Consider the following 24,194-nt stretch of genomic DNA (forward strand, 5'->3'; position numbering starts at 1 on the left):
AGAGCAAATCTATGCCTCATCTGACTTTAAGTTCAATTTGGAAACGCCTCACTTCTCTGGTGTGTGCGGTGGGGTTGAGTCTCAGCGGCACTGCTGCCGAGGCGCTCACTTTTACGTTCAATGCTGCACCGGGAACGCCGTCAAGTGTGGTGAATGGTTTCGCCGCTGCTGGGGATATCTGGTCTGCGGTATTGGCTGATGATGTGACGGTCAATATTAATATCAGTTTTACGAATTTGGGAGATGGAATTTTAGGCGGAACGGTCGCGCGTCGCTATCCGGTTTCCTATAATTTGGTACGGGCATTGATGTATGGCGATATCACCTCCATTGACGATTGGGTTGCTTTTAGCAATCTGTTGCCGGAACCCTATTTCAATTTGTTGATAAATCAAACCTCTAATAGTAGAGGGGGTTCGCCAGAAATTCCTTATCTAGATATTAATGGCAGTAACAATAATACGCAGGTTCATTTAATCGGAGCTAATGCTAAGGCGTTGGGGCTAGCGGCTTATTTGCCAGTCAATCATGTGGATGCAACGATTCAATTTAGCAATCTGTTTAATTGGGATTTCGATCGCAGTAATGGTATCGATCCGTTGGCGTTTGATTTTATTGGAGTGGCTGCCCATGAAATTGGTCATGCCTTGGGGTTTGTTAGCGGTGTTGATTTGCTAGATAGTGTTGCAGGAATCCTTGGACCGATCTTACCCGATAACTTCTATCGGGCAACTGTTATGGATTTGTTTCGCTTCTCCGAGGAAAGTGCAGCACGGAGTCGGCAAATTGGCGCGCCAGTTATCGATTTTACGGCTAGCCCAACGCCAAAGTATTTTTCGATTGATGCCGGAAGAACCCTGCTTTCTCCTTTTTCAACCGGAACTTATTTAGGCGATGGCGAACAGGCAAGTCACTGGCAAGATAATTTAGGAATTGGGATGATGGACCCCACTATTGACTATGGGGAACTATTGCAAATTACGGCAAACGATCTGAAAGTATTTGATGTCATAGGTTGGGATTTGGTTGCGAATAATCCCAGCAGACGTTCGCCAGTTAATCTGGCTTTAGCGGCAAGTCCTTTCAAGTCCGAACCCGTACCAGAACCGAGTCTAGCACTAGGGTTGATGGCTTTGGGGTTGGGCTTTAGTATTGCTAATCGATTGAAAGGAAGGAGATATCGTTAAGGGCGATCGCGCGTTCTTTCAAAAGTACGGGGATACCCGATTCAACTGGATATAGATAATTTTGAGCTTCGCACAGCAAGCCTTGTTCTAAGGGCTGAATAATCGCGTCCCCTCCTCTATTCTTCACTTGATTGTGTTGAATTTTTGCATTCAAATTTGCAATTAAATTTGAATCTGCCCAGCACAATTGATTGTGAGTTTCTGGACAGACAAGAAACTTGATGAAAAGGGCTGAATTTGACATTATCTTTCTGGGTTTATGCTAGACTTATTTATTCTAAAGCAAACCCCAGAATCGAAGTATTAAATTTTCTAAAAAAACTTAATTCACCCTTGATAAATTGATTAAATTTTAGGCAAAATTATCAAAATTATTCAGCTCCTCCATTCAGAAAAATTCATGCCCAAAGTGCTTGCGAACGGCGTCACCCTTTCTTATCAACAAACTGGCAACGGATCGGATCTCGTCATGATTCATGGACTCGCTGCGAGTCGAGCATTTTGGTATCCCTTAATTGCCCAGCAACTCGAACAGAAATTTCGCGTCACCTTTTACGATTTGCGAGGTCACGGCTATAGCGAGATGCCTGCGGCTGGCTATACATCGCAAGACATGGCATTAGACCTTCACGAACTCCTCAATCACCTCCAGATTCACCAAGCCTTGTTAGTCGGTCATAGCTTTGGGGGCGTCATCGCCCTACAGTATGCCTTGCAGCATCCCGAACGCGTTTCTAGCTTAGTCGTCGCCGATAGTCGCATCTCTTGTTTGCAACCCGTACAACGCCTCAAAGATACCGATTACCTCAGCGAATTAGAAGCCGCCATTTTAGCCGCATCCCCCGATATTGATTGGGAAAACGAAACCCAAATTGGTCTGCGATTTTTAGAAGAAATTGCTAAAGAACGCTGGCAATCTTTACGCCGGGATAGCCGTTACGGGTACATTCCCTTTGGCGGAAGCGGGGGCGGAACGCGGGCGGCCCAAAAATGGTTGAACTTACTCAACACCACCACCGCCCGCCAAGACCTTCAAAATGCGGCGGGGTTAAGCATCGAGAAGATTCGCCACCTCAGCGTCCCCCTTGTGGCAGTCTATGGAGCGCGATCGCGCTGTCTGCCCACCTGCAAAGCCCTAACCCAAATTCTACCCACCTGTCAAACCCACCTGATTCCCGATAGCAGCCACTTTTACCCCGTCACCCAAGCTGCCACCTTTGCCCGCATCCTCACCCATCCGGAAGTGCAACCGTTATGAAAATCGACGAGCGCCCAGTAGTCACTCGCCTTGAATCCTCCTCTGGCTTGCGAAGAGAAAATTTTACCCGAATTTCCAAAAACGGCTTTGGCGATCGCTACAACGGCATCTCCCACTCCATGTCCTACTTTCAGGGCAAAGTCTATGTCGGCACCTCTCGCTGCAATCTGCAAATGATTGCCGTCAATAACCCCCCTTCCACCGCCGTCTGGCCCGTAAAATGCCCGGAAAACGTCTATCAACTCGATCGTCGGGCGCAAATTTGGTGCTACGACCCCACCAACCCCGCAGGAGGCTGGACAAACGCCTACACCGCCCCGTGGGTGACGGGTAGCGACGGCACCGAAGTTCCCCAAGATATGGGCTATCGGGGTCAAGCCATCTTTCAAGGCACCAGCGACAGCGCCCCCACCCTTTACGTCTGCACCTGGTCCCCCTCCAAAGGGCCGGCCCCGCAACTTCTGCGTTCAGAAGATGGCCTCCACTTTGAACGCGTGGGGTCTTTAGGTTCTGGCGATCGCAGCTTCAACACCTTCCGCACCCTCTACCCCTTCAAAGGACGCCTGTTCACCGCCCCCACTGGACGTACCAAGGGCTACGGACAAGCCGATGACTGCATGGCCGAGGCCACCGTCTACGTCACCTGCGATCCCCTCACCCAGCCTTGGCAAGCCGCCAGCCCCCCCAGCTTTAACGACCCCACCAACCTTACCGCCTTTGAAATGGTGGAATTTAACGACCACCTCTACGTCGGTACGGTGAACGCTACCAGCGGCTATCAAATCTGGAAAACCAAAGCCGAAGGCGATCCGCCCTACCAATGGACGCAAGTTTTAGCAAATGGGGCTTACCGGGGCAACCTCAACGAAATGCCCGTCAGCATGACCGTCTTTAACAACGCCCTCTATATTGGCAGCGGCATCCAAAATGGCGGGTATGACAAGGTGTACCATATTGGGCCCGCCGGAGCCGAACTGATTCGCATCTATCCAGACGATACCTGGGATCTCATTGTCGGCGAAGCCCGCTTAACTCCCCACGGCTACAAATATCCCCTCAGCGATATTGGCCCCGGTTTTGACTCGCTGTTTAACGCTCACTTTTGGCGCAGCGTCGTTTATGACGGCTGGTTGTATCTTTCTACCTATAACTGGAGTATCTTTTTACCCTATCTCAGCCAGCAAAATTGGTCTAACACCTTCAAAAAGCGGATTCAAAAACTCGGAATTCACAACATCGTGCAAAAGTGGGGCGGCTGCGACCTCTGGCGGACTCAAGATGGCGTGCGCTGGTTGCCTGTCTCGCGCAATGGCTTAGATAATCCCTATAACTACGGCATTCGGACGATGGTTCCGACTCCCCACGGCTTATTTTTAGGCACCGCCAACACCTTTGGCCCAGAAGTCTGTTTGCGGGTTTCCTCTGGCGAGTGGACTTACGCCCCGAACCCCTCTAGCGGTACGGAGGTTTGGTTAGGCGTTCCTCCCCAACAAACCCCGGTGGTGGTTAAAGCCGAAGAACCCAGTCAAACGGTAACGGAACTCAAGGAAAAATATGACGTGCGGATGTACGAACCGCTGGTAGATGAGTATTACGACTACAGCGACTTTTATAGCTGGGGGTACTGGGATGCTCAAACCCAGACGCAAAAGGAAGCCTGCTTAAACATGATGGAGTTGTTAATTTCCCTGATTCCAGAAAAGCAAGGCAATATTATTGATGTGGCTTGCGGTAAGGGAGCCACTAGTCGGTGCTTGCTGAAGTATTATCCGCCCTCGGCGATTACGGGGATTGATATTTCTGATAAGTTGATGGATACCTGCCGCCAGAATGCGCCCGGTTGTGAGTTTGTGGTGATGGATGCTACGCGGATGGATTTTGCCGATGCTTCTTGCGACAATATGATCTGCGTTGATGGGGCGGGGTTATTTGACACGCGAGAACGCTTTCTGCACGAGGCGTTTCGGGTGTTGAAACCGGGGGGACGGCTGATTTTGTCGGATCGGTTGATTTCTAAGGCGGCTGTTAAGCGGCTGCGGTCTATTAATTGGGAAAATTATGTTCGAGATTTAAAAGAATATGACACGCTCTACCAGCGGGCGGGGTTTGACAATGTGCAAATCTATGATGTAACGCCGGAATGTTTGGGCGGGTATACCGATCGCTTTTCTGATTTTATCTGTCGTAAGTTTACAACTCAGGCGATCGATCGCGATACGTTCAATAATTTTATGAGTTTTATTCTGTCGCGAACCATCATTATCCGCTACTACGTGTTTGTCTCGGCCCAGAAGCCAGTTTGAGTTAAAGTCATTCTAGGGGTTGATGCCAAGTTGTGAATGTCTCGGTTTTCTGGAGAGAGCAAGCATTCAGGTTAAGTTGATGAAGTGGTATCCGATCAAACTGACGGCGGCGGTTCGAGAATATGCTTTTGCCCAAAGAGCGATCGCCGATCGTTTAGGGAAAAAGGATGTACCCCCAACGGGAAAAATTGCCGAAACCTGGGAAATTAGCGGGTACAAAGAAGCAATGGGTACCGTAACCAATGGCGCTTTAGCGGGTCAAACGCTGCAACAATTGACAGAAATGCATCCAGATGAACTGGTGGGTGAGGGGTGGCGCGGGCCGCATTTTCCGTTACTTCAAAAGTTTATTGATGCTACCGGCATGTTACCGGTACATCTCCACGCGGATGATGAAACCGCCCAACGCCTGCATAATGCCCCCAATGGTAAAACGGAAGCATGGCATATTTTGTGGGCTGCACCCGATGCCACGATCTTAGCTGGACTTAAATCGGACTTTAGCAGAGAAGAACTCTTTGAAGCGTTTGTTCAACAAGATTACGACGCGGTGATGCTGCGCTATCCCATCCAAGCAGGGGATACGATTTATGTCCCTGGCGGCATTATCCACGCCTTTGGGCCCGATGCGCTGGTGTTCGAGATTCAGCAGACTTCAGATTTAGGTCAATTCGTCTCGCCAACCAATCTATACGGGGAACCGTTGGATGAGGAAAAATGGCATTCTAATATTAATGCCACCTTAGACGAGTTGAAAAATCACGATCGCCCTCGTCCTCATGCGGGGCTGGAGTTAAAGGTGGGTAAAAATAGCCGGATCGTGGGTTGTGCGGGGCCTTACTTTGCCTTAGAACGCTGGAGGTTAAAAGAAAACTATCTCGATCCGGCACATCCCCATCGCTGCACCACGCTGTCTAATGTGGGCGATCCGGTAACGCTGAATTTTGCTGGGGGAAGCGATCGCTTAGAACGCGCCCAGTCTTGCATTCTACCGGCGGCGCTGGGCGGGGTGGAAATTGTGCCCGATACCGAAGCGAGTTTAGTGGCTTGCTATGTCCCCGATTTAGCGCAAGATATCATTGAACCGCTACGACAGGCGGGATATCGCGATCGCCAAATTCAAGAACTCGGTGAAGTCAAGGGGTAGAGAAGGCGATCGCCATGTTTAAAGTCAGATTAATCAGTTTGGGGGCTTGCTTGCTGTTAGCCGGGTGTCAGCCTCCCCAGTCTCAAGTTTCCCCAGACGTGGCAAATGTGAATCGCACGCAAGGGACGCAGATTGTGGCGTTTGGCGATAGCATTACCGCAGGGGCGGGGGTGGGACAACAGGCGGCTTACCCCAGGCTTCTCAGCGAAATTCTCAATGTACCCGTAGTTAACCGAGGTAGAGGGGGAGATACAACGGCGATCGCCCTGCAACGCTTGCGGGAACAGTCCCTACAAGCCGATCCTTGGTTAGTCATTGTGGGCTTAGGGGGAAATGATTTTCTCCAAGGGGTACCGCTAGCCCAAACGGAAGAGAATCTTAGACAAATTGCGATCGCCCTCCAACAACAGGGGGTGATTGTTGTTATTTTGGGGATGAATGTTGAACCGTTTAATGGCGAATACGAGCAACTCTACCAGCGGGTAGCCAATGACACCCAAGCGTATTTAATTCCGGGGGTTTTAGAAGGTTTAAACGATCCCCGCTATCTGTTTGATGAAATTCATCCCAACTCCGCCGGACACCAAGTTTTAGCCAACCGCATCGCTGAAGGCTTAAAACCTATCTTAGAACGGCCAGATTTGCCCCCCAACTCGCAACCCCCAACGCCTTGAGTGACGACCAAAACTCTCAATAACTCGATATCTTTGTAGTTTTTGCGAGACAAAAATAGGAATTATGCAAGAGGTCTAAGTAAAGTTTGCGATCGCTCATTGAAACCCCCACTCGAACTCAATTGTGTAGATACTCAGAGGGTCAAGAAATTCTTGAAAAGCTGAATTTTAGAGTAAAACGCACCCGCGCAAAGATAACGCCTTTTGTTCGACCCAGTATCAAACTAAAAAAGCAAACTCGATCGAGATTTGCTCTACAGATAACCTCAGTGACTCTAGAGAAACGCTATATCTCGAAGTGGTTTGGCAATTTTTCTCTGAATAAATGCCGGGTGAACCTATTGAATTGGGCTGCAACTGTGCTATTGTTAAATGCAATTCAGTTCTGGTGGGGAACAGCCATCAGGCGTAAGGGGGAAAGAGCAGTGAAAATCTGCCGCTGTCCCGCAGTTGTAAGGAGAGGCGCAACTCTCCGAGTCAAGAATGTCCGCCGATTGGTCAACCCGTGATGCGTAAAGCCCCCGTGCTTTAACCGGGGGATATGAAGCGGATAGCTGAATAAATTCAGCCATGATGGGGGTCATTGATATAGTCCAATATCTTTTGAGTGCTAACCTTTTCGGTCGTGTCAAACAGATAAGAATGAGTCCAGAGGCTCGGAAGTTTTAGCAATTCAGGAAACTCTTGTCTAAGAATTCGAGATGAACGCCCCTTAAATGCTTTAACTATCTGAGCAATGGAATGGTGCGGATCGTATTCCACTAATAAATGAACATGATCCGAAGCGATCTCCAACGATTTGATGAACCACTTTTTATCTTGAGCGACAGAATGCAAAACATCAATGCAGCGAAGCTTCAGTGATTCATTATCTGCAAACACCTTTTTGCGCCTGCATGGTATCCAAATCAGGTGAACCGTTGCCAGCCCAACTGCGCGATCGTAATGCCTGTAGCTCGTTTTCATGTAGATAAATTGTACTCATCTACAGATAATGCTATCATCTTTGTGATGAAAACCCTGAAGTTTAAGCTCTACAACGTCTCAGAACGAGAATTGCTTAACCCTTCCCTAATCCTGATATATCACTGAATTGAGACCCCTTATGCTCAAATACTACCTGAATCGCTCTGGACAGATCCCAACAGCGGCTCATCCATTTGTAAAACCCGAGTCTTTTCATCAACTTAAGCCACTTGATACGCTCAAAAAAGCTGACTTTGCTTTAACTCCATACATCAAGAGCAGCAACTTACGGGCAACTTACCAAGTTCTCAATACCGTCGTCCCTTATGTGCTCTTGTGGATTGCGGCTGTGAAAATAACATCTATTTCTTGGTGGTTTCTTCCCCCTATCATTGTGCTACTCGTTCTCTTTTCACTTCGCTGTTTTTCTTTGATGCATGACTGCGGACACAATTCTCTATTTCGGTCAAAACGAGCGAACCGGATTATGGGATTCTTGCTAGGTGTAATCAACGCAATTCCCCAATATGGGTGGTCAAGAGATCATGCCTACCATCACAAAACCAATGGCGACTGGGAGCGATATCGGGGTGTTGCAGATTTCTTATCCACCGAGGAGTTTTCTCAGCTCGATCCGTTCAATCAAAGATTATATGAACTTCTGCGACATCCATTAATGGCGATTCCTGGTGGTTTTTTCTATCTTGTCATCAAACCCAGAGTCATTTTGCTCGCGGGAGTTTATGATTTTATCCATCATATATTTAGTGATTGGAAAAACAGTTCGGAGTTTAACTTAGCCCAAACGATATCTACCCACTCGTCCAAGCATTGGCAGTCAGCAGCCGAATTTTGGGATCTCCTGTTGAACAATATTTGTGTGGTTGGGAGCTGGATTTTTTTAAGTCATTTATGGGGAGTTGGTCTGTTTTGGGGGATTTACTCCATCACCCTCAGTTGTTCTGCGACGATTTTCATCTGGGTCTTCTTTGTACAACATATTTTTGAGGATGCTTATGCTCACAAAACATCAGGATGGAACTATGTTTTGGGAGCAGTTAAGGGCAGCAGTTACTTAGAGCTACCAATTGTTCTCAGATGGTTTACCGCAGATATCGGCTATCACAATATTCATCATCTCTGTGAAAGAATTCCCAATTACCATCTCGCAGCTTGTCATCATAAAAATAGTCATCTGCTCTCGGAGGTTAAAACCCTCCGAATTGGAGATTTGCTGAACTGTTCCCAATTTCTTCTATGGGATGCAGATTCCGACCGCTTAGTGTCGATCTCATCTTTCCGACAAGCAGCCAGGACAATAGCAAATCCAGCATCGAATAGTGCGATCGGTGCAATAGCTGAAAGTCTTGAAGACAAACATATGAAAGATTGAGGTTCAATGTTCAGGAGATGGTGCGTTAGGAGAGAAACTGATGCTGGCGATCGCGTTTTCGCAAATTATGCCAATCGTCCAAACGAACCGCAGAATCTCAAATGGTCGCTGCTCGAAAACGAGCGCAATCGTCAGTTATTTGCACATTACCAGCAACTCATCGCTTTGCGAACACAAAATCCGGCTTTGCAGACGGGCAAAATTGAGTTTTTCCACGAAAATCCCGAAAGTCGCGTTTTTGCCTATACCTGTTGGAATGAGGAAGGCTCGCGAGTGGTGGTAGTGGCGAACTTTTCCGATCGGTTTTTAGCCGGGTACGCCGTTGACGATTTTCCGGCGGATGGTACCTGGAAAGAATGGACGAGAGGCGATCGCTCACCTGAATGCGATCGCCAACTCCTCCTCGACTTGGGCGAGTATGAGGCTCAAGTTTTCTCGTTCCAGGAAACTTAAGTGTAGTTGAGGAACGTCACGCGATCGCGCCCGTGCATTTTAGATAAATAAAGGGCGCGAGCGGCAGTATCAATCAATACATTAATATCCGTACTTCGGTCGGGAAAAATGCTAGCCACGCCAAAACTGAGGGTGAGAAGGGGCGATCGCACCAGGGAGGAGGAGTGAGCAATTCCCAACTGCTGAATCTGGGCGCGCAGGGCTTCCGCCAGTTGGATCGCTTGCGGCTCGTCCAAATTCGGGAGCGCGATCGCAAACTCTTCGCCCCCATAGCGAGCAACCAAGGACTCTGCCAAATTAACGCAATGGTCGATCGCCACCGCCACTCGTTGCAGACAAGTATCCCCGGCGGAGAAGCCATAGGTATCGTTATAGGCTCTAAAACAGTCAATATCTGCCAAAATCAGCGATAGAGGTTGACTGCGCTGTTCGGCCTGCTGCCAAGCCTGTTTCAGGTAATGATTAAAATAACGACGATTGGCAAGTTGGGTCAACTCATCCTGATTTCCCGGTTGGGGTTCGGGGGAACCATCGCCCAACCACGGTTCAGACACACCCAAAAAGCGATTTTCTGATGGAGCTGGTTCGCGAGCGCCTTGCAGATTCCGAAAATAAAGGCGATACAATTCGCAACTCGGTGTCGCCAAATCGCCCTCTAGAGAAATCAGCCCCAAGCTATCGAGTTTATAAGCCAAGACTGGCTCTAATTCCACAGGGCGATCGGCAGAAATGGTCTGTTTTAAGGCATTTTCTAACGGGGGTTCTGCTTGCAAGATTAAGCGTAAATGCAACAGATGATCGCGATAAATTCCCGATGCGGTAGGAGCCTGTTCGAGGAGTTGCTTGAGGCTAATCTCTTGGCGATGCAGATGGAAGAATGCCAGTTGAATCAGATAGGGATGTCCTCCCAATAGTGCCATTAATCGTTTAGTTTTGCCGCTATCCGTCCACTCAATTTGATAGCGCCGCGCCAACTCGTCCGTTTGCTCTGGGGTAAAGGGTGGCAGTTTTAACGGAAAACCAATGTTAAACGGCGACTGATTCAGCCGTAACGGGATATAAACTTCGGTAGAATAGGCTACAACTAAACGTAACTTTTGCCAAATTTCTAGGGTTTTGCCCTGCTCGTACCAGACGCGCAACATGGGGAGAAAATCCCGCGCAATTTCAGGATATTCAAAGATGCGATTGACCTCATTGAGCAGCAAGACCAGGGGGGCGTTCAAATGGGTCAGAATGTAACTTTGAAAGTAAATTGTACAACTGACTTTGCTGCCAATTTCGGTTTTCCAGTAACGGTCTAGTTGGGGTTCTAAGCCGAGTTCTAAGCTGACATTGGCACTAAACCAACGCAGAAAGCGATCCAGACTGCTAAAGGCTTGGTTATCGGCTTGTTGCAAGTCAATGGTAACGGTTCGGTAATTCAACGAATTGGCGTAGGCTCCGATTCTCAATAATAGGGAGCTTTTGCCCATTTTTCGCGGTGCTTTGATCCGAATCACATTTCCAGGTTTGGCAATTTCTTCGTAGGCGAGTTCTTCGAGGGGAGGCCTGGGAATATAAAAGGGGGAATCTAAGGCGATAGGACCGCTGGGAAATTCTGGAATGGCGATCGCAGACGACTGTTGAGCATCTTCAATTAGTTGTTTTTGCGCCTGCGAAAGGCGACGCGGTTCAAGGATCGAGCGGAAGTTCGGTTTGGTAATCGGTTCTCCCCAAATCGAACTCAGATATGACCACAGTTCAGCGGCAGTCCGGCGCAAATATTCTTCGGTATAATTGGCTTCCCCTGCCATAATGGCATAGGTTTTGCCTTCCCAGGCTTGCCGTAACAGCCATTCTTGGAGCTTTGTTAGGGGCTTGGACTGGCTTGCGTTAAATATTTGTACCACTTCATCAATGGTCATTGAGATCTATCAGGCTAGGACGACTAAAACGATGTGTTTCAATTAAAACCGAGAAAAACCTTACTTGGAAGGAAAATCTGTAACTTTTTATCGGATTATTGCTGCGATTTTTTTGAAAATTAGTTACTTTTTGGGGATTGACACGGATTATGCACAATTTTTCCCAGGTTAACCCCTATTTTAAGTTGAAGCCTTATCAAGATTAGGCTGGCACAATAGGGGAAATTGCGAAAAATCCTCCTATTTACCAGCAACTTCTATGGCTTAAGACGGTAAACGTGAGTCGTTTTACAGAAAAATCGCAATTAACTTGGGACATTGGCGCGATCGCGATCGGGAAACAAAAGTGACGATCGAGCATTTCAGCTAGAGCGATCTTTACAACTGTTCGCTCTACGGGAATCGCGTCTCTCGTAAAGTAGAAAGATTAGAGCGATCGCGAACCTCGGCTAATGCGGACTATCCTCAATCCAAACCCGATGCGGCTAGCACAGAAGCAACCTTTTTGTGAAAAGGAGTTGCAGTACCCATTGAGTCAGCATTTAAACTGACAGTATGTAGAAACTCAAGCCCCATTTACAACCTTTGCAGGCATTTCGCCGCTCGCCAATCAATCGATTGAGCCACCTCTTAAAGAAGTGGTTCAATTCTCCTCCTAATGCGCTGCATTGGGTAGCCTGCCAGTCATAAATGGGATGAGTGCTTTCGGCTAGTTCCTAATGCAATCCCGTCCTTCCTTAACTTAACGCATGTGACCCTCGCGGAAGACCCCATGATCTCTGTGCAAATCGGAATCGATTCTGAAGATATTTTAATTGTTGATGACACGCCAGAAAATTTGCGCTTGCTCTCCACCATGCTAACCAAGCAAGGCTATAACGTTCGCAAAGCCCTCAGCGGTCCAATGGCTCTCACCGCCGTGCAAGCTGCCCAACCTCGGCTGATTCTGCTCGATATTATGATGCCCCATGTGAATGGTTATGAAGTTTGCCAGCAGTTAAAAGCCGATCCAAAAACCGCAGAAATTCCCGTGATTTTTTTAAGCGCCCTCAATGACACCTTCGATAAGGTAAAGGCGTTTGAGGTTGGAGGAGCCGATTACATCACCAAACCGTTTCAGTTTGAAGAGGTGCTAGCTCGCGTTCGCAATCAATTGGCGTTGAGAGCTGCAACGCTGCAAAATCAACTTTTAAACGCTCAGTTAGAAGCCCGCGTTAGAGAACGCACCCATCAACTCGAAAAGATGAATCAGGATTTGCAGCGAGAAGTTAACCAACGCCAAATCTTGCAAGAACAGTTATTGAAAATGGCACTGCATGACGCGCTGACGGGGCTGCCAAACCGCGTGTTATTGATGCAACGCTTAGAAGAAGCACTCGCCCGCATGAAAGCCGAACAGGAGTTTCAGTTTGCGGTGTTGTTTCTAGATTGCGATCGCTTTAAGGTCGTGAATGATTCCCTCGGACATCTAGTCGGCGATGAGATCTTAATGGCCTTGGCGCGTCGTTTAGAGCAAGTTTTAACGCCGGAACACCTCATTGCTCGTCTGGGGGGTGACGAATTTGCCATTCTGCTTAATGACATTACGGGTTTAATCGATGCCACTCAAGTCGCTAGCCACATTCTGCAAGAGTTGACGCGACCTTTTGAATTACCCCAACGGGAAATTTTTCTCAATGCTAGTATTGGCATTACCCTGGCTAACCCTAGCTACGATAAACCCGAACATATTTTGCGCGATGCGGATACGGCAATGTATCGAGCCAAACTGTTGGGTAAAGGGCAGTACCATGTCTTCGATCCGACTCTTCACGATGCGGCGCTCAAGGTTTTACAGCTAGAAACCGACTTGCGGCGATCGCTCGAACGCCAAGAACTCCGCTTGCACTATCAACCGATTATTTCTTTAAAGACGGGGAAAGTGGTGGGGTTTGAGGCTTTGGTGCGTTGGTTGCACCCCCAACAAGGTTTAATTTCACCGATGGCATTTATTCCCATTGCGGAAGAAACGGGGTTTATTCGAGCAATTGATTTATGGGGGTTGCACGAAGCGTGCGGACAGCTTAAACAATGGCAGGCTCAGTTGGCTCAAAATCACGATGAGTATTTGCGCTGCGATCCGCAACAGTTGACGGTGAGCGTCAATTTGTCGGCGCGTTTGTTTGCAGATGCCAATCTTGTCTGGGAAATCGATCGGGTGCTGGATGCAACTCAGATGAATCCCCAGAATTTGAAGTTGGAAATTACAGAAAGCGCCATTATGAACCATCCCCAAGCGGCGAAGGAGATTATGGAGAAGTTGCGCGATCGCCAAATTCAACTCTGCATTGATGATTTTGGCACGGGGTACTCTTCTTTAAGCTATCTTCACCACTTTCCGGTTGATACGCTGAAAATCGATCGCTCTTTTGTCAGCCGCCTCACGAGTTCGCCCCATAACCTGGGTTTGGTGCCCACCATTATTAAGATTGCCCAAACCATGAACTTGAGAGCGATCGCAGAAGGCATTGAAACTGCCGAACAACTCTTTCAACTTCAGCAACTCAACTGTGAATTGGGTCAAGGTTACTTCTTTTCTCGACCGCTGGAAAGCCAGCAAGCCACAATTTTTTTAACAACTCCCGCTGTTTAAATCGCCCTTTGAAATGATTGCAACTTCTATGACCGTGACACCCGCTACTCATTCCGCAGATATCTTGATTGTTGATGATATGCCCGATAACATTCGTTTTTTATCGTCTTTGTTAATCGAGCAAGGTTATCGCGTTCGCAAAGCGATTAATGGCAAAATGGCTCTGACTGCTATTCAAACCATTCAGCCCGACTTAATTTTACTCGATATTAATCTTCCCGATATGAATGGCTATGAGGTCTGTGAATCGCTGAAACAAGACGAGCAGACTCAATCTATTCCTATTATCTTTTTGAGCGCGCTCAATGAGGCTTTGGATAAGGTTAAAGCATTCCAAGTCGGCGGTGTAGATTATATCACAAAACCCTTTCAATTGGAAGAGATTTTAGTAAGGGTTAAACATCATTTAACGCTAAAAATGCTGCAAAATCAATTACAACATCAAAATCAAGAATTGCAAACAACTTTAGGTGAATTGAGGAAAACTCAAGCGCAGTTACTCCAAAAACAAAAGATGTTGAGTTTAGGACAACTCGCATCAGGAATGGCTCACGAAATTAATAATTCAGTTGGCTTTATTTCCAGTAACTTAAATCCTGCAAAGCAGTACGTTCAAGACTTACTGAGCCTAATTGAGCTTTATCAACAGGAATATCCTCACCCCAGCGACACTATTCAAGCGTTTATGGAGGAGATTAACTTAGATTTTCTTGAAGAGGATGTAAATCAATTAATCGGTTCAATGCAAACTGGAACCGAAAGAATTCAGGCGGTTATCTTGGCATTACGAATTTTTTCGCGATTAAACGAATCTGAAATTAAGTCAGTAGATATTCACGAAGGAATTAAAAGCGTACTCGTGCTTTTGCAAAGTCGCTTGTATCCCGAAAATAAACCGCCGATTAGGGTTGTGGAAACTTACAATGAATTGCCCTCAATCACCTGTTATGCCAGCCAAATTAATCAGGTCATCTTTAATCTTTTGAATAATGCCATTGATGCCATTGAAGCCGCGAGGGATCGCTTGCAGGCTGCATCGGAAACACCCACGATTTGGATAACAACAACTTGGGAAAATCCAGACTTGGTAACTATCAAAATTCAAGATAACGGCATTGGAATTCCTGAAACGATGCAGCCTCGCCTCTTCGATCCATTCTTTACAACCAAAGCAGTTGGTAAAGGAACAGGCTTAAGCTTGCTAACCAGCTATCAAATTATTGTCGAAAAACATCAAGGTCAATTAATTTGCGTTTCTGCACCCAATCAAGGCGCTGAATTTAAAATTGAAATTCCCCTCAAACTAACAACTACCTAATTTTTTGAACATGACATTGAGTAGCGCGATCGCCCTTTTTGGTGCAATGGTCATTTTAGCACTCGTTCCGAGTATTAGCGTGTTAGCCGTTTCTACAAGATCGGCAACATTTGGATTTCTTCAGGGTGCTTTTACGACTCTAGGAGTTGTATGCGGCGATATTGTTTTCATTCTAATTGCTATCTGGGGATTGTCGTTTCTGGCAGAGAAAATGGGAAATTTATTTTTCCTAATTCGCTATTTGGGCGGTGCGTATCTTATCCTTTTAGGGATAGGGTTATATCGCTCAAAACCTGAGAAAGTAGAAACCCAAATTATCGGAAAATCGTCTTGGCTAGCGAGTTTCTTGACAGGACTCTCCATTACCTTAGCCGATCAAAAAGCCACCTTATTTTACTTAGGCTTTTTTCCCGCTTTTCTTGATTTGTCGCAAATTACCCCCTTGGATACCGCAATCGTTATCGCGATCGCCGCGACTGCCGTCGGAGGCGTTAAACTCAGTTATGCGTTCATGGCCAATAAAGCCAGAGTGCTGATGAGTGCCAATATCCGTAAAGGCCTCAATCAAGCCGCCGGATGCATTACCCTTGCAGTTGGCGTATTTTTACTCGTTAAATCCTAAAGCCACTTTAAACTTTGGCTGCGGCTGAACCCAACCGACTCGACTGCCTTCTTCCCCATCCTTCCCCAACCCCCAACTCCTAATTCCCAACTCCCTCTTCTGAGTTGGGTTTCGTGCCTCAACCCAACCTACGCGACTTAAACCTTGGCTGTGGGTTCAGCCGTCGCCGAACTGGGAATAATATAAATCAAACCCGAAATCAGGGTTAGCGCCACCGCCAGCCAAAACGCACCCTTCGCCACAACCTCCCATTGTGCGCCTAGGGGTGCAATCAGCAGAGAAACCGCTAAAATTTGACTCACCGTTTTCAGCTTTCCCCACAGATTAGCGCCAGAAATCTGAGTTTGGTTCACCCGCCATCCCGCGATCGCCAACTCCCGTGCCAAAATTAAAAACACCCCCCAAGCTGGAACCACCCCCCACTCAATCAGCGACATCAACGGCGCTAACACCAGAAACTTATCCACCAACGGATCGAGAAACTTACCCAAATCCGTGACTTGATTGAGTTTGCGTGCCAAATACCCATCCAACCAATCCGTTCCCGCCGCCAGCAAAAACACCGCCAAACACACCCAGCGACTCGTGAGGGTAGGATGCGCCAACCCATATAACAGAACGGGAACGCCAAGCAATCGAGACAGAGTAATCCAAGTGGGTAAATTCATGGTTTGCGGGTAAGTCCTAACCTGACGGTATAGGGTTCCTCTAAGGTTTGCATAGACCCTTCGAGAATGCGATCGAGATATTGACGCGCGCGATCGCACTGAACCGAATTTGCATTATAAGTCCGATCTTCGGTTTTCTCAAACAGGGGCGCAGCGCTCAACACCTGATAATCGGGATTTTGCGCCGCAGTTGTCGCCAATAGAGAGGGACAATCCGTGGGAACCAAACCTGGGGGTAACTTCCCTTCCAAAAAACCAACAACCTGTTTGGCACAAACGCGCGTATTAATTCCTTGACGCTCCAACCGTTGTAGAATTTGCTGGGCAGACGTTGGCTGAGTGGGTAAATTTTTCAGCAATTCGCGCAGCAAGAAGTAATCGTGATATTGCTGGCGCGACAATTCTAGAATTTGAGGATAAAACGCTAACGTCGCCAACCCATACGCCACCCGACTGCAACCCGGCGAACGATCGGCCGGATAGGTATCTTGGATAATAGCTGCACTCGGCAGTTTTTGCCGCAACCACCGGGTAATCGGCCCAATCGAAGCCGTCCCCCCCGTACACATCGCCTGCTGAATCCCTTGAGTCGCAACCCCTGTTTCGCTTAATAGCGCGTTAAACTCCTGATTTAGGCGGCGCATGAAGGGAAGAAACACCTGCATTTCCAACTCTTTGCGCCGTAGATGAAAGGTGCGATCTTTCCCCAACTTGCACTGATAGCGGTCTTGATGCTGCAAGACTTGCTTCACATGACCCGCTAAATGCAGCAAGGCGCGACCTAAAAGAGTGCTTTCTAAGTCTCGTTGCAAGCGATAGCGCTGTTCTAGGTTAGCTTCTCCAGGCGTTGGCCAGCTTTCCAGGGGAATATTCAGGTCTTCGCACAACGCCTCCTCCGCTTGGGGAAGAAACAGTTGGCTGATGATATCTTGGTCAATCGCTTGACCCCCGTAGGCGAAGCTTCGCAGCTTAAAGTCTGGGTGGGTGAGTTTTTGATGTTGGTTGGGAAGATCGACTAACACCAATTCTGTCATTGTTGCGCCGGAGTTGATCGCTAGGGTATGGCCGCGCCACTGATATCCGGCCGCCGTATCGCGCAATTCCGATAAGATTGTGGCGATCGCATCTTCAATAAACACGACCTGTTCGGGATGTTCTACTAACTTTGCTCCTAAAATTGCCTCGCGCAGATTAAACCGATAAGTATCGGGCCAATAGGCGGGACATCCCAAGATCGCTCCCCCTAGATTTTCCGTCGCTTCCCGAAATGTCTGGTTATCTAATCCCGACGCCGCACTATATAACCACACCTGGGAAGACAGGGGAGTCATGGCGGTAAACAGTGCTTGGAGTGCTTGACGTATCCATCCCATCGAAACCTGTTGGGTTGGCGACCATTGTAAGATCGGTTCCCATTGTTCTGTCTCCGGACAATAGTAAGGCGTTGCCAGTTTCAGTAAAGGCTTAAGGTTGTGGAGTAATAAACCTGAATCCGATCGATCCGCCGTCGCATTGGCAATTTTAACCGCCAATGGCCCAACCGACCAAGAGGCGCTAGAAGCTTGATGAGGAACCGCTAAGGCTTGCGAGGGTTCGCCTTCAATCACCGATAGGTAAATGGCTGGTGTCAGGCGAAAGTGTTTTTTTAAGGTGGGTGTCGTGCTAGTTGAACCGAGTTGGTCGCTCTCTATCCAGTAAAGCGGATAAGTGAGTTGGGTGGCTGCATTAAGTAAGACCGCAGAAATCCCGGTTGTCCCAAAATCAATCCCCACATACCAAATGCGATCGCTCATAGGTGCTTGTGAATGGTTTGCAGATGATAAACTGACGCGGACATCATCAGACTGAATGTTTGTGGCTACGGTCTGGTCTAGAGGCTCAAGAGTCAAGTCTCTTTTTTTTTTCGGCTGTTGGCAAGTCTGTGTCTAAGAACTCTAACATCGAACTCTCGAAGTTATCCGGTTCCTCGTTCGGCTTAGACTCTGAAAGAAAGTTATTAAAAGCATTACCAATCGTCAAGTTTTGAGTATCAACATCGCCTAGAGAACGGGATGGGTTCTGCTTTTGGGCCGGTTGATTGTTCTGTGGGGGATTCTCTAGCGATCCGGTTAAAAATGGGTCAGCACTAGGGACATCAAAGGGAGTCGTTAAGGGTTCATCCCCGCTGGCGGCTGAGGGATCGTCCGCCTCCATCTCATCCATAAACGCATCTAGCGTTATTTCTTCTAGAATGACGGCTTCTTCGGGTACGTCGTCGGAGGGTTCTTCTAGAACGCGGCTAAAGGCGTCTTCCTCTGGAGTTCGTTCTTTATCGACTAGGAACTCATCAAAGGCGATCGCCTCTTCCGATATATCGTCCGTAACTTCCTGGGAAGGTTCCTCTAGAACGCGGCTAAAAGCATCGACTGTGAAGGCGTCTTCCTCTGGGGTTTGTTCCTTATCGACTCGGAACTCATCAAAGGCGATCGCTCTTGAGCAGAATGGTTTGTCAATCCCCAGAAGACTCTTCAACAGCGTTAGCGGTTGCATCGCTAGCCGTCTCCCCCATATCCTCAATAAACGCATCCAGCATCACGGAGTCTGAGTTCAACAAACTCTGAGGGAACGCTTCAACGTCAGGGTGCTTAGAATTTAACTCAACAGCCTGCGAGGACGAAGACAGGCGCGTTGTTGCTGAAAACGTTTGAGGTTGACCCAATTCCTCTAAACTCGACAGATCCGCTTGCAATTGTTCTAGCGTAGTTGAATCGGGCCAAAAACTCCAGGTGGTTCGTTCTAGCGCCTCTTGTTCGGTTGGTAGCAAACTTTCTTCAGGGGAAGCCGGAATAAAGATATCTTCGCCATAGCGTCTAGGGGGTTCCGATGACTCATCGGTTAGACTCATTAACTCGCGGCTTAAGATTCCCGAAATTTCTACGCTAAAACCCGTCTCCTCTGCCAAAGCTTGCTGTTGTTCTTCTTCAAGATCCTCTTCGCCAAATAATTCGACAAAGTTTGCTAAGGTTTCTGAATCTAGAGCGCGTGCTTTCCGACTCAATCCAGTGCTTTTTTTGTTGAGTTGCGATCGCCCTCGGTGCCAATTTCTCTGCGGATCGCTCAGTTACAGGCTCTTCAGAGAACAACCATCGCTCAATAGCTTGCAGCGAAATCTCACCTTTCCACTCAGGCTGCGGTTCTGCGGGTGGGGGTTCTGCCAATTCGCCAAATAAGTCATTTTCGACGCGACTCACCCATTCAGCGACGCCTTGCAGCTTCACCTCGGAGTCAACGGTTTCATTCAACTTTGGGGGACTGTCTATTTCCTCCTGGGATGTTGTGGGAGTCGGGGAGGGGGGTTGCTCATCCGGTTGCGGCGTTGCGGGGGGTTCTGGGTGGGTTAGCCCTAATTGCTCTTCTAACGTACGATCCAGAGCGGGCGCTAATTCATCTGAACCAAATAAGGCATCATATAAATCTTCGTAAATATCTTGCAGTTCGGCTGATTCTGGCGTTACGGATGCGGCGCTACTTTCAGGGATGGGTTCTTCGTCTGCTGCTGAAGCATCAGGGGTATCGTTGAGGAAATTGAGCAGTTGAATAGCCGAATCAATTTCTGCTTCGTTTGGTTTTTGAGGAGAGGGTGCTTCCTCCGGAGTTTGCTCTGGGGGAGTGCGGTTCTGGGATGGCTCGCTGCGCGAATCGCGTTCGAGTAAGATATCAATTTCGTCAGCGTTGAGTTCCCAGTCTTCGGAGGTAAGATCGAGCAGTTCTAGCGCTTCTTCTTCTAAAACCCCAGAATCAATTGATAATTCTGCTGCTGGGGAAGGCTGAGGGGTGGGAACGGTGGCTGGCGGTAGGGAGGGAGAAATGGTCGCCTGTCCTTCGCTAGCGCCTGGGTGCTGTGCGGGGCGCGTTTGCAGGTAACTTGAGGTTTCGCGCCCTAAATCCTCAGCTAAACGCTTAATTAAAGCGCTAAACATGACTTCTCCCTGTTGTCCCAAGGCGTGCATTTTTTCAATCCCTTGGGAGAGCGATTCATGATAGCTTTTGAGATTGCTTTGCAGGGTGTCAAAGACAATTCGCATTGAGCTATCAAGCGAGAGAATAATTTGATCCGATTGCGCTTGGAGCGATCGCAGTTGTTCGAGACGCTGCTGCGGGTTCAACAAGGGCAAGGTTTCGGGCTGTTCTCCGGGGGGCAGTTGCACGATCGGTAAGGCAGCGGGGCGATCGCTGGCTAACTCAGCTAGGGTTTGGGAAACTTGCTGGCTCAGGCGCTCTTGCAAGCGATCCATCAACACTTGCAGTAATTCTGCGGTTGCTTGTTGATGGGAAGCATATTCTTGGGACAAACTGGCGGTGGTTTGTTGCCGTTCGAGGTGTCGGACTTGGGCGAGCAAATCCTCTCGCTGTTGGCGTAAGTCTTCTAAATCGGCTTGCAGCGGTTGAATGACGGCTATCCGCAAATCTTGCATCACCGACTGAATGAGCTGTTGATTGAAGTTAGCTGGGATGGCTGTTGGTGCGGGTTCTGGCGCGCGCGTTCCACTCAGCATCGCTCGCCGAGGTTTCGGTAACAAAGGACGCTCGTCAGTTGAGCGCGGTTGAACGGAAGCCAGATAATTTCGCACCCGCTCTAAAACGCGCCGTTGGCGCATGACATCTCCGGACATCACCCAAGGAAGCCGGGGGCTAGATTTGCGGAGTACGTCGTCAATTTCCGCAATTAAAGCTTGAATTTGATCGTTTTGAGATGTCACAACCTTTTCCCCTAGCTAGAGCTGCGCTCCAGATGGTTGGTACAGCGAAACGGCGATGCGATAAGGTTTGTAGCCCTGACGTTGAACCCATGCTAGAGTCAGCAGTACCAGCCTTTTACTGTGTATGATGATCGGCCCTCTATTGATTGAGGGTTGCAGATCGACCGACGGATGAGTGTCGAGCCTGACTCCAATTTAGCGCCTTCTGCCTACAAGTATCGAAAAACTTTCAGGAATTCTGTATAGCCTTCGGTTCTAGAGCGTTCCTGGTAATTCTGTAGAGGCCGATTATACTGTCTAGCAGTTAGGTCAAAAATGATAAACTCCAATTCCGGTTAGAAACATCCTGGCGAGTCAGTTAAAACTGCGAATCAAGAATTTCTGTACCTTGAGGTTGGGGAGTGTCAACTTGTATTTTCATTACACAAGCCAGGAGAAGACCGTCAATAATAGTAGCCTATACCTCATAACCTCCGATCGGTTGCCGTTAGGATCGGTGAGAGCATGGCTTCAGGAGGCAGAGAAAGTCGAGCCAACACCAAGATTGTGCCACTCAAACGCTAAGGGGGCTAAAGCCAAAACCGATTTTAAAGTTGTCAAGACGGGTACAGCCAACTATAAGATTAGCAGTTGGGATGAGGCCCTTGCTGCTTATGTGAAACAGGGCCGCTATCGGATTCATCATTAAACGCTTACGTTTGCTCAAAGGCCCTATGGTAGAACGACTCGGTTCCCGCGAAACTAACACTAACGAATTAATTCGTTCAGCGCCGTTTTTTGAAGGCATTCCTGAAGCCACGGTCGAAAAAGCGATCGCTCATGTTGTGGTGCGATCGCATCCGTCCAATCAAGTGATTTTGCTCGAAAATGATTGGGGTAGCTCGGTTTACTTCATTCTGGATGGTTGGGTCAAAATTCGGACGTATAATCTAGACGGCAAGGAAGTAACCCTGAACATTATCGGTAAAGGCGAGTTATTTGGCGAAATGGCTCCCCTTGAAGAAGTCCCCCGCTCTACAGATGTGATTACCCTAGCACCCACCCTGATTGGCAATATGCCCGCTCAGGATTTTGTCCAACTGATCCATACCGAACCGATGGCGGGGATTCGCCTTGCTCAACTGATGGCCAGACGTTTGCGTCAAGTCAACCGTCGCTTGCGGTTGCGCGAGTCCGATAGTACCTCGCGAGTGGCCGATATTTTGCTATTTTTAGCCGATGGACAAGGAAAACGCACCACCGAAGGGGTAGAAATTCCCAACCTTCCCCATCGCGAACTCAGCAGCCTCAGCGGTCTGGCGCGGGAAACAGTAACGCGCGTTTTGAGTAAGCTGGAAAAGAAAGGATTGATCGTGCGCGATCGCGATATCCTCTGCATTCCAGAACTTCACGCGCTCGAACGATTGATGGTCTAATGCTGCTGTTGTATCCTGCGTTCAGGCTCAAAATGCTATGAGTTTTCAGAAAATCCTGGCGGCTGTTGATGATTCTCCCTTGAGTCAAGCGGTTTTTGACCAAGCGGTAGAACTTGCCCAAATTCATCGGGCGGCTCTCAAACTCTTCCATTGCATTAGTAGCGAACTCTTAGGAACGCCAGCGATTGGCTCGCCGCTCGAACCGGGGATCGCAACCGGCGTCAACGTGGGAGACTATCAAGTCCAACAAATCCTAATCGATCGGCAAATTGAACAGGCCAAGCAATTGCTGCAAACTTATAGCCGCCAAAGTCGCGATCGCCAAATCCTAGCAGAAACCGAGTATAAGATCGGTTTAGTGGGTCAAAGCTGTTGCGAAGTAGCAGCCGCTTGGCAAGCCGACTTAATTGTCATCGGTCGTCGAGGACATACTGGACTCACCGAGGTATTGTTGGGTAGCGTCAGTAATTATGTAGTTCATCATGCCCCCTGTGCCGTGCTGATCTTACAAGCCAAGGCGTGAACAATGCGCTCTCAGAACGTTTCATTGGGTTTAATGGTTGACAAAACTGAGTGATGGATGAACGACAAGAAGAAAACACCCCCTACCGCCCGCAAGAGCCAGATCGCACCTCTGTTCCCGAAATCAAAGATCCGATAGGCCCCCTACCGCTGGTCGAAACCGCTTTTCTCGCCAGCACCGCCAGCTTAATTTGGCTGGTCAACTACTACTTCCCGATGGGGCCTGTATTGCGAATGTTTTTTCCCTTACCCATCGCGCTTGTATATCTGCGCTGGGGAGTTCGCAGCGCTAGCATGGCCACCATTGTGTCAGGGTTATTGTTGAGCGTCTTAATGGGGCCAACCCGCAGTATTTTATATCTAATTCCCTTTGGTCTTTTAGGGATTCAACTCGGCGCAATGTGGCGCAGACAAGCCCCGTGGTGGATTTCCATTGCCACAGGCACCCTGTTAGGCTCCTTTGGCTTCTTCTTCCGGATTTGGCTGGTTTCAATTTTGTTGGGCGACGATCTGTGGACGTATATGATGGTACAAGTCACAGAACTCTTAGACTGGATTTTCCTTCGCCTCGGCCTGCTCGCACAACCCAACCTCACTCTCGTGCAAGCGATCGCGCTAGTTCTGGTCATTATCAATAACGCCATTTACCTATTCGTCGTTCACCTCGTCGCCTTCCTCCTCCTAGAACGCCTAGGCAACCCGATCCCCATGCCTCCTCAGTGGGTACAAGTTCTCCTCGACTACGAAGAGTAGGGAAAAGAGTGCTGAGTGCTTCTCTAAGTGCTGAGTGCAAAGTGCTGAGTGCTGAGTAAGTTCCGAGTTTCGAGAGGGGAAGAGGATGGGGAAAAGAGTGCTAAGTAGGTTCAAGAGTGCTGAGTTTTAAGTAGGTATCGAGAACAATAACCGATTTACCTTCATTTCCCTCTTCCCCCAACTTCCAACTCCCTTCTTCCCCAACCCCCAACTCCCAACTCCCAATTCCCTTCTTCC

General features: G+C 48.3%; 21 protein-coding genes and 1 riboswitch. Of the genes, 13 read left to right on the forward strand and 8 right to left on the reverse strand.

Going from position 1 to position 24,194, the window contains the following annotated elements; all coding sequences use genetic code 11:
- Positions 1 to 11 precede the first annotated feature (11 nt).
- Positions 12 to 1,187: an NF038122 family metalloprotease gene (locus tag QQ055_RS05100; protein ID WP_284476410.1), complete on the forward strand. Its 1,176-nt coding sequence runs from the start codon at positions 12 to 14 to the stop codon at positions 1,185 to 1,187.
- Here the strand turns inward: QQ055_RS05100 and QQ055_RS10810 are convergent.
- Entirely contained in the window at positions 1,156 to 1,431 is a 276-nt protein-coding gene (locus tag QQ055_RS10810; RefSeq protein ID WP_284476409.1) for a Trm112 family protein, read from the reverse strand. The two genes, QQ055_RS05100 and QQ055_RS10810, sit on opposite strands and share 32 nt — an antisense overlap.
- A gap of 156 nt (positions 1,432 to 1,587) precedes the next feature.
- On the opposite strand from QQ055_RS10810, the gene QQ055_RS05105 reads away from it, so the two are divergent.
- From QQ055_RS05105 to QQ055_RS05120, 4 genes are all read left to right on the forward strand, one after another.
- Positions 1,588 to 2,445: an alpha/beta fold hydrolase gene (locus QQ055_RS05105; RefSeq protein ID WP_284476408.1), complete on the forward strand. Its 858-nt coding sequence runs from the start codon at positions 1,588 to 1,590 to the stop codon at positions 2,443 to 2,445.
- Entirely contained in the window at positions 2,442 to 4,748 is a 2,307-nt protein-coding gene (locus QQ055_RS05110; protein WP_284476407.1) for a class I SAM-dependent methyltransferase, read from the forward strand. The genes QQ055_RS05105 and QQ055_RS05110 overlap by 4 nt, the downstream gene beginning before the upstream one ends.
- 79 nt (positions 4,749 to 4,827) lie before the next feature.
- On the forward strand, positions 4,828 to 5,895 hold the full coding sequence (locus QQ055_RS05115; protein WP_284476406.1) for a type I phosphomannose isomerase catalytic subunit: 1,068 nt from the start codon (positions 4,828 to 4,830) through the stop codon (positions 5,893 to 5,895).
- 14 nt (positions 5,896 to 5,909) lie between these two features.
- Entirely contained in the window at positions 5,910 to 6,569 is a 660-nt protein-coding gene (locus tag QQ055_RS05120) for a GDSL-type esterase/lipase family protein (RefSeq protein ID WP_284476405.1), read from the forward strand.
- Positions 6,570 to 6,932: 363 nt separating this feature from the next.
- Positions 6,933 to 7,078, forward strand: a riboswitch (cobalamin riboswitch).
- A gap of 55 nt (positions 7,079 to 7,133) precedes the next feature.
- Here QQ055_RS05120 and tnpA read toward each other — a convergent pair.
- Entirely contained in the window at positions 7,134 to 7,535 is a 402-nt protein-coding gene (gene tnpA, locus QQ055_RS05125; RefSeq protein WP_284476404.1) for an IS200/IS605 family transposase, read from the reverse strand.
- Between the two features lie 139 nt (positions 7,536 to 7,674).
- On the opposite strand from tnpA, the gene QQ055_RS05130 reads away from it, so the two are divergent.
- Together QQ055_RS05130 and QQ055_RS05135 are read left to right on the forward strand one after the other, a co-directional pair.
- Positions 7,675 to 8,928, forward strand: a complete 1,254-nt coding sequence (locus QQ055_RS05130) for a fatty acid desaturase (protein WP_284476403.1) — start codon at positions 7,675 to 7,677, stop codon at positions 8,926 to 8,928.
- 6 nt (positions 8,929 to 8,934) lie between these two features.
- Complete coding sequence (locus tag QQ055_RS05135; protein WP_283362346.1) at positions 8,935 to 9,381, forward strand: alpha amylase C-terminal domain-containing protein; 447 nt, start codon at positions 8,935 to 8,937, stop codon at positions 9,379 to 9,381.
- On the opposite strand, the gene QQ055_RS05140 is transcribed toward QQ055_RS05135, so the two are convergent.
- Entirely contained in the window at positions 9,378 to 11,288 is a 1,911-nt protein-coding gene (locus QQ055_RS05140; RefSeq protein WP_284476402.1) for an AAA-like domain-containing protein, read from the reverse strand. The two genes, QQ055_RS05135 and QQ055_RS05140, sit on opposite strands and share 4 nt — an antisense overlap.
- 772 nt (positions 11,289 to 12,060) lie before the next feature.
- Between QQ055_RS05140 and QQ055_RS05145 the strand changes: the two genes are divergently transcribed.
- From QQ055_RS05145 to QQ055_RS05155, 3 genes are read left to right on the forward strand one after another with little or no spacing between them, the layout of a single operon-like run.
- Positions 12,061 to 13,920 carry a two-component system response regulator gene (locus tag QQ055_RS05145; protein WP_284476401.1) on the forward strand — a complete coding sequence of 620 codons (1,860 nt, stop codon included), beginning with the start codon at positions 12,061 to 12,063 and terminating at the stop codon, positions 13,918 to 13,920.
- Between the two features lie 13 nt (positions 13,921 to 13,933).
- A complete protein-coding gene (locus tag QQ055_RS05150) occupies positions 13,934 to 15,238 on the forward strand; it encodes a sensor histidine kinase (protein ID WP_284476400.1) in 1,305 nt (434 codons plus the stop codon).
- Positions 15,239 to 15,248: 10 nt separating this feature from the next.
- A complete protein-coding gene (locus QQ055_RS05155) occupies positions 15,249 to 15,860 on the forward strand; it encodes a LysE family translocator (RefSeq protein ID WP_284476460.1) in 612 nt (203 codons plus the stop codon).
- Between the two features lie 137 nt (positions 15,861 to 15,997).
- Here QQ055_RS05155 and pgsA read toward each other — a convergent pair whose 3' ends face one another.
- The 5 genes from pgsA to QQ055_RS05180 form a co-directional block, all read right to left on the reverse strand.
- Positions 15,998 to 16,528 carry a CDP-diacylglycerol--glycerol-3-phosphate 3-phosphatidyltransferase gene (gene pgsA / locus QQ055_RS05160; protein ID WP_283362341.1) on the reverse strand — a complete coding sequence of 177 codons (531 nt, stop codon included), beginning with the start codon at positions 16,526 to 16,528 and terminating at the stop codon, positions 15,998 to 16,000.
- Positions 16,525 to 18,321: a hypothetical protein gene (locus QQ055_RS05165; protein WP_286004295.1), complete on the reverse strand. Its 1,797-nt coding sequence runs from the start codon at positions 18,319 to 18,321 to the stop codon at positions 16,525 to 16,527. Before QQ055_RS05165 ends, pgsA begins: the two co-directional genes overlap by 4 nt.
- Before the next feature lie 85 nt (positions 18,322 to 18,406).
- A complete protein-coding gene (locus tag QQ055_RS05170) occupies positions 18,407 to 19,057 on the reverse strand; it encodes a hypothetical protein (RefSeq protein WP_286004296.1) in 651 nt (216 codons plus the stop codon).
- Positions 19,017 to 19,565, reverse strand: coding sequence for a hypothetical protein (locus QQ055_RS05175; protein ID WP_286004297.1), 549 nt, complete (start codon positions 19,563 to 19,565; stop codon positions 19,017 to 19,019). The genes QQ055_RS05170 and QQ055_RS05175 overlap by 41 nt, the downstream gene beginning before the upstream one ends.
- Positions 19,489 to 21,267 carry a DUF3450 domain-containing protein gene (locus QQ055_RS05180; protein ID WP_286004298.1) on the reverse strand — a complete coding sequence of 593 codons (1,779 nt, stop codon included), beginning with the start codon at positions 21,265 to 21,267 and terminating at the stop codon, positions 19,489 to 19,491. The genes QQ055_RS05175 and QQ055_RS05180 overlap by 77 nt, the downstream gene beginning before the upstream one ends.
- A gap of 713 nt (positions 21,268 to 21,980) precedes the next feature.
- Between QQ055_RS05180 and QQ055_RS05185 the strand changes: the two genes are divergently transcribed.
- Genes QQ055_RS05185 through QQ055_RS05195 form a run of 3 tightly spaced genes read left to right on the forward strand, consistent with a single transcriptional unit; the run spans position 21,981 to position 23,957 of the window.
- Positions 21,981 to 22,682 carry a Crp/Fnr family transcriptional regulator gene (locus tag QQ055_RS05185; protein WP_284476395.1) on the forward strand — a complete coding sequence of 234 codons (702 nt, stop codon included), beginning with the start codon at positions 21,981 to 21,983 and terminating at the stop codon, positions 22,680 to 22,682.
- A 37-nt stretch (positions 22,683 to 22,719) separates the two neighbouring features.
- Positions 22,720 to 23,205, forward strand: a complete 486-nt coding sequence (locus QQ055_RS05190) for a universal stress protein (protein WP_284476394.1) — start codon at positions 22,720 to 22,722, stop codon at positions 23,203 to 23,205.
- A gap of 53 nt (positions 23,206 to 23,258) precedes the next feature.
- Complete coding sequence (locus QQ055_RS05195; RefSeq protein WP_284476393.1) at positions 23,259 to 23,957, forward strand: DUF2232 domain-containing protein; 699 nt, start codon at positions 23,259 to 23,261, stop codon at positions 23,955 to 23,957.
- Positions 23,958 to 24,194: the final 237 nt, after the last annotated feature.

The sequence above is a fragment of the Geitlerinema calcuttense NRMC-F 0142 genome, from assembly GCF_030285425.1.

What these genes read in the sequence shown, in the direction of transcription:
- QQ055_RS05130 (WP_284476403.1), top strand. Translation starts at nt 7,675, where the DNA reads ATGCTCAAATACTACCTGAATCGCTCTGGACAGATCCCAACAGCGGCT.
- QQ055_RS05115 (WP_284476406.1), top strand. Translation starts at nt 4,828, where the DNA reads ATGAAGTGGTATCCGATCAAACTGACGGCGGCGGTTCGAGAATATGCT.
- tnpA (WP_284476404.1), bottom strand. Translation starts at nt 7,535, where the DNA reads ATGAAAACGAGCTACAGGCATTACGATCGCGCAGTTGGGCTGGCAACG.
- QQ055_RS05145 (WP_284476401.1), top strand. Translation starts at nt 12,061, where the DNA reads ATGATCTCTGTGCAAATCGGAATCGATTCTGAAGATATTTTAATTGTT.
- QQ055_RS05155 (WP_284476460.1), top strand. Translation starts at nt 15,249, where the DNA reads ATGACATTGAGTAGCGCGATCGCCCTTTTTGGTGCAATGGTCATTTTA.
- QQ055_RS05150 (WP_284476400.1), top strand. Translation starts at nt 13,934, where the DNA reads ATGATTGCAACTTCTATGACCGTGACACCCGCTACTCATTCCGCAGAT.
- QQ055_RS05135 (WP_283362346.1), top strand. Translation starts at nt 8,935, where the DNA reads ATGTTCAGGAGATGGTGCGTTAGGAGAGAAACTGATGCTGGCGATCGC.
- QQ055_RS05195 (WP_284476393.1), top strand. Translation starts at nt 23,259, where the DNA reads ATGGATGAACGACAAGAAGAAAACACCCCCTACCGCCCGCAAGAGCCA.
- QQ055_RS05120 (WP_284476405.1), top strand. Translation starts at nt 5,910, where the DNA reads ATGTTTAAAGTCAGATTAATCAGTTTGGGGGCTTGCTTGCTGTTAGCC.
- QQ055_RS05170 (WP_286004296.1), bottom strand. Translation starts at nt 19,057, where the DNA reads ATGCAACCGCTAACGCTGTTGAAGAGTCTTCTGGGGATTGACAAACCA.
- QQ055_RS10810 (WP_284476409.1), bottom strand. Translation starts at nt 1,431, where the DNA reads ATGTCAAATTCAGCCCTTTTCATCAAGTTTCTTGTCTGTCCAGAAACT.
- QQ055_RS05185 (WP_284476395.1), top strand. Translation starts at nt 21,981, where the DNA reads ATGGTAGAACGACTCGGTTCCCGCGAAACTAACACTAACGAATTAATT.
- QQ055_RS05110 (WP_284476407.1), top strand. Translation starts at nt 2,442, where the DNA reads ATGAAAATCGACGAGCGCCCAGTAGTCACTCGCCTTGAATCCTCCTCT.
- QQ055_RS05100 (WP_284476410.1), top strand. Translation starts at nt 12, where the DNA reads ATGCCTCATCTGACTTTAAGTTCAATTTGGAAACGCCTCACTTCTCTG.
- QQ055_RS05140 (WP_284476402.1), bottom strand. Translation starts at nt 11,288, where the DNA reads ATGACCATTGATGAAGTGGTACAAATATTTAACGCAAGCCAGTCCAAG.
- pgsA (WP_283362341.1), bottom strand. Translation starts at nt 16,528, where the DNA reads ATGAATTTACCCACTTGGATTACTCTGTCTCGATTGCTTGGCGTTCCC.
- QQ055_RS05165 (WP_286004295.1), bottom strand. Translation starts at nt 18,321, where the DNA reads ATGAGCGATCGCATTTGGTATGTGGGGATTGATTTTGGGACAACCGGG.
- QQ055_RS05190 (WP_284476394.1), top strand. Translation starts at nt 22,720, where the DNA reads ATGAGTTTTCAGAAAATCCTGGCGGCTGTTGATGATTCTCCCTTGAGT.
- QQ055_RS05105 (WP_284476408.1), top strand. Translation starts at nt 1,588, where the DNA reads ATGCCCAAAGTGCTTGCGAACGGCGTCACCCTTTCTTATCAACAAACT.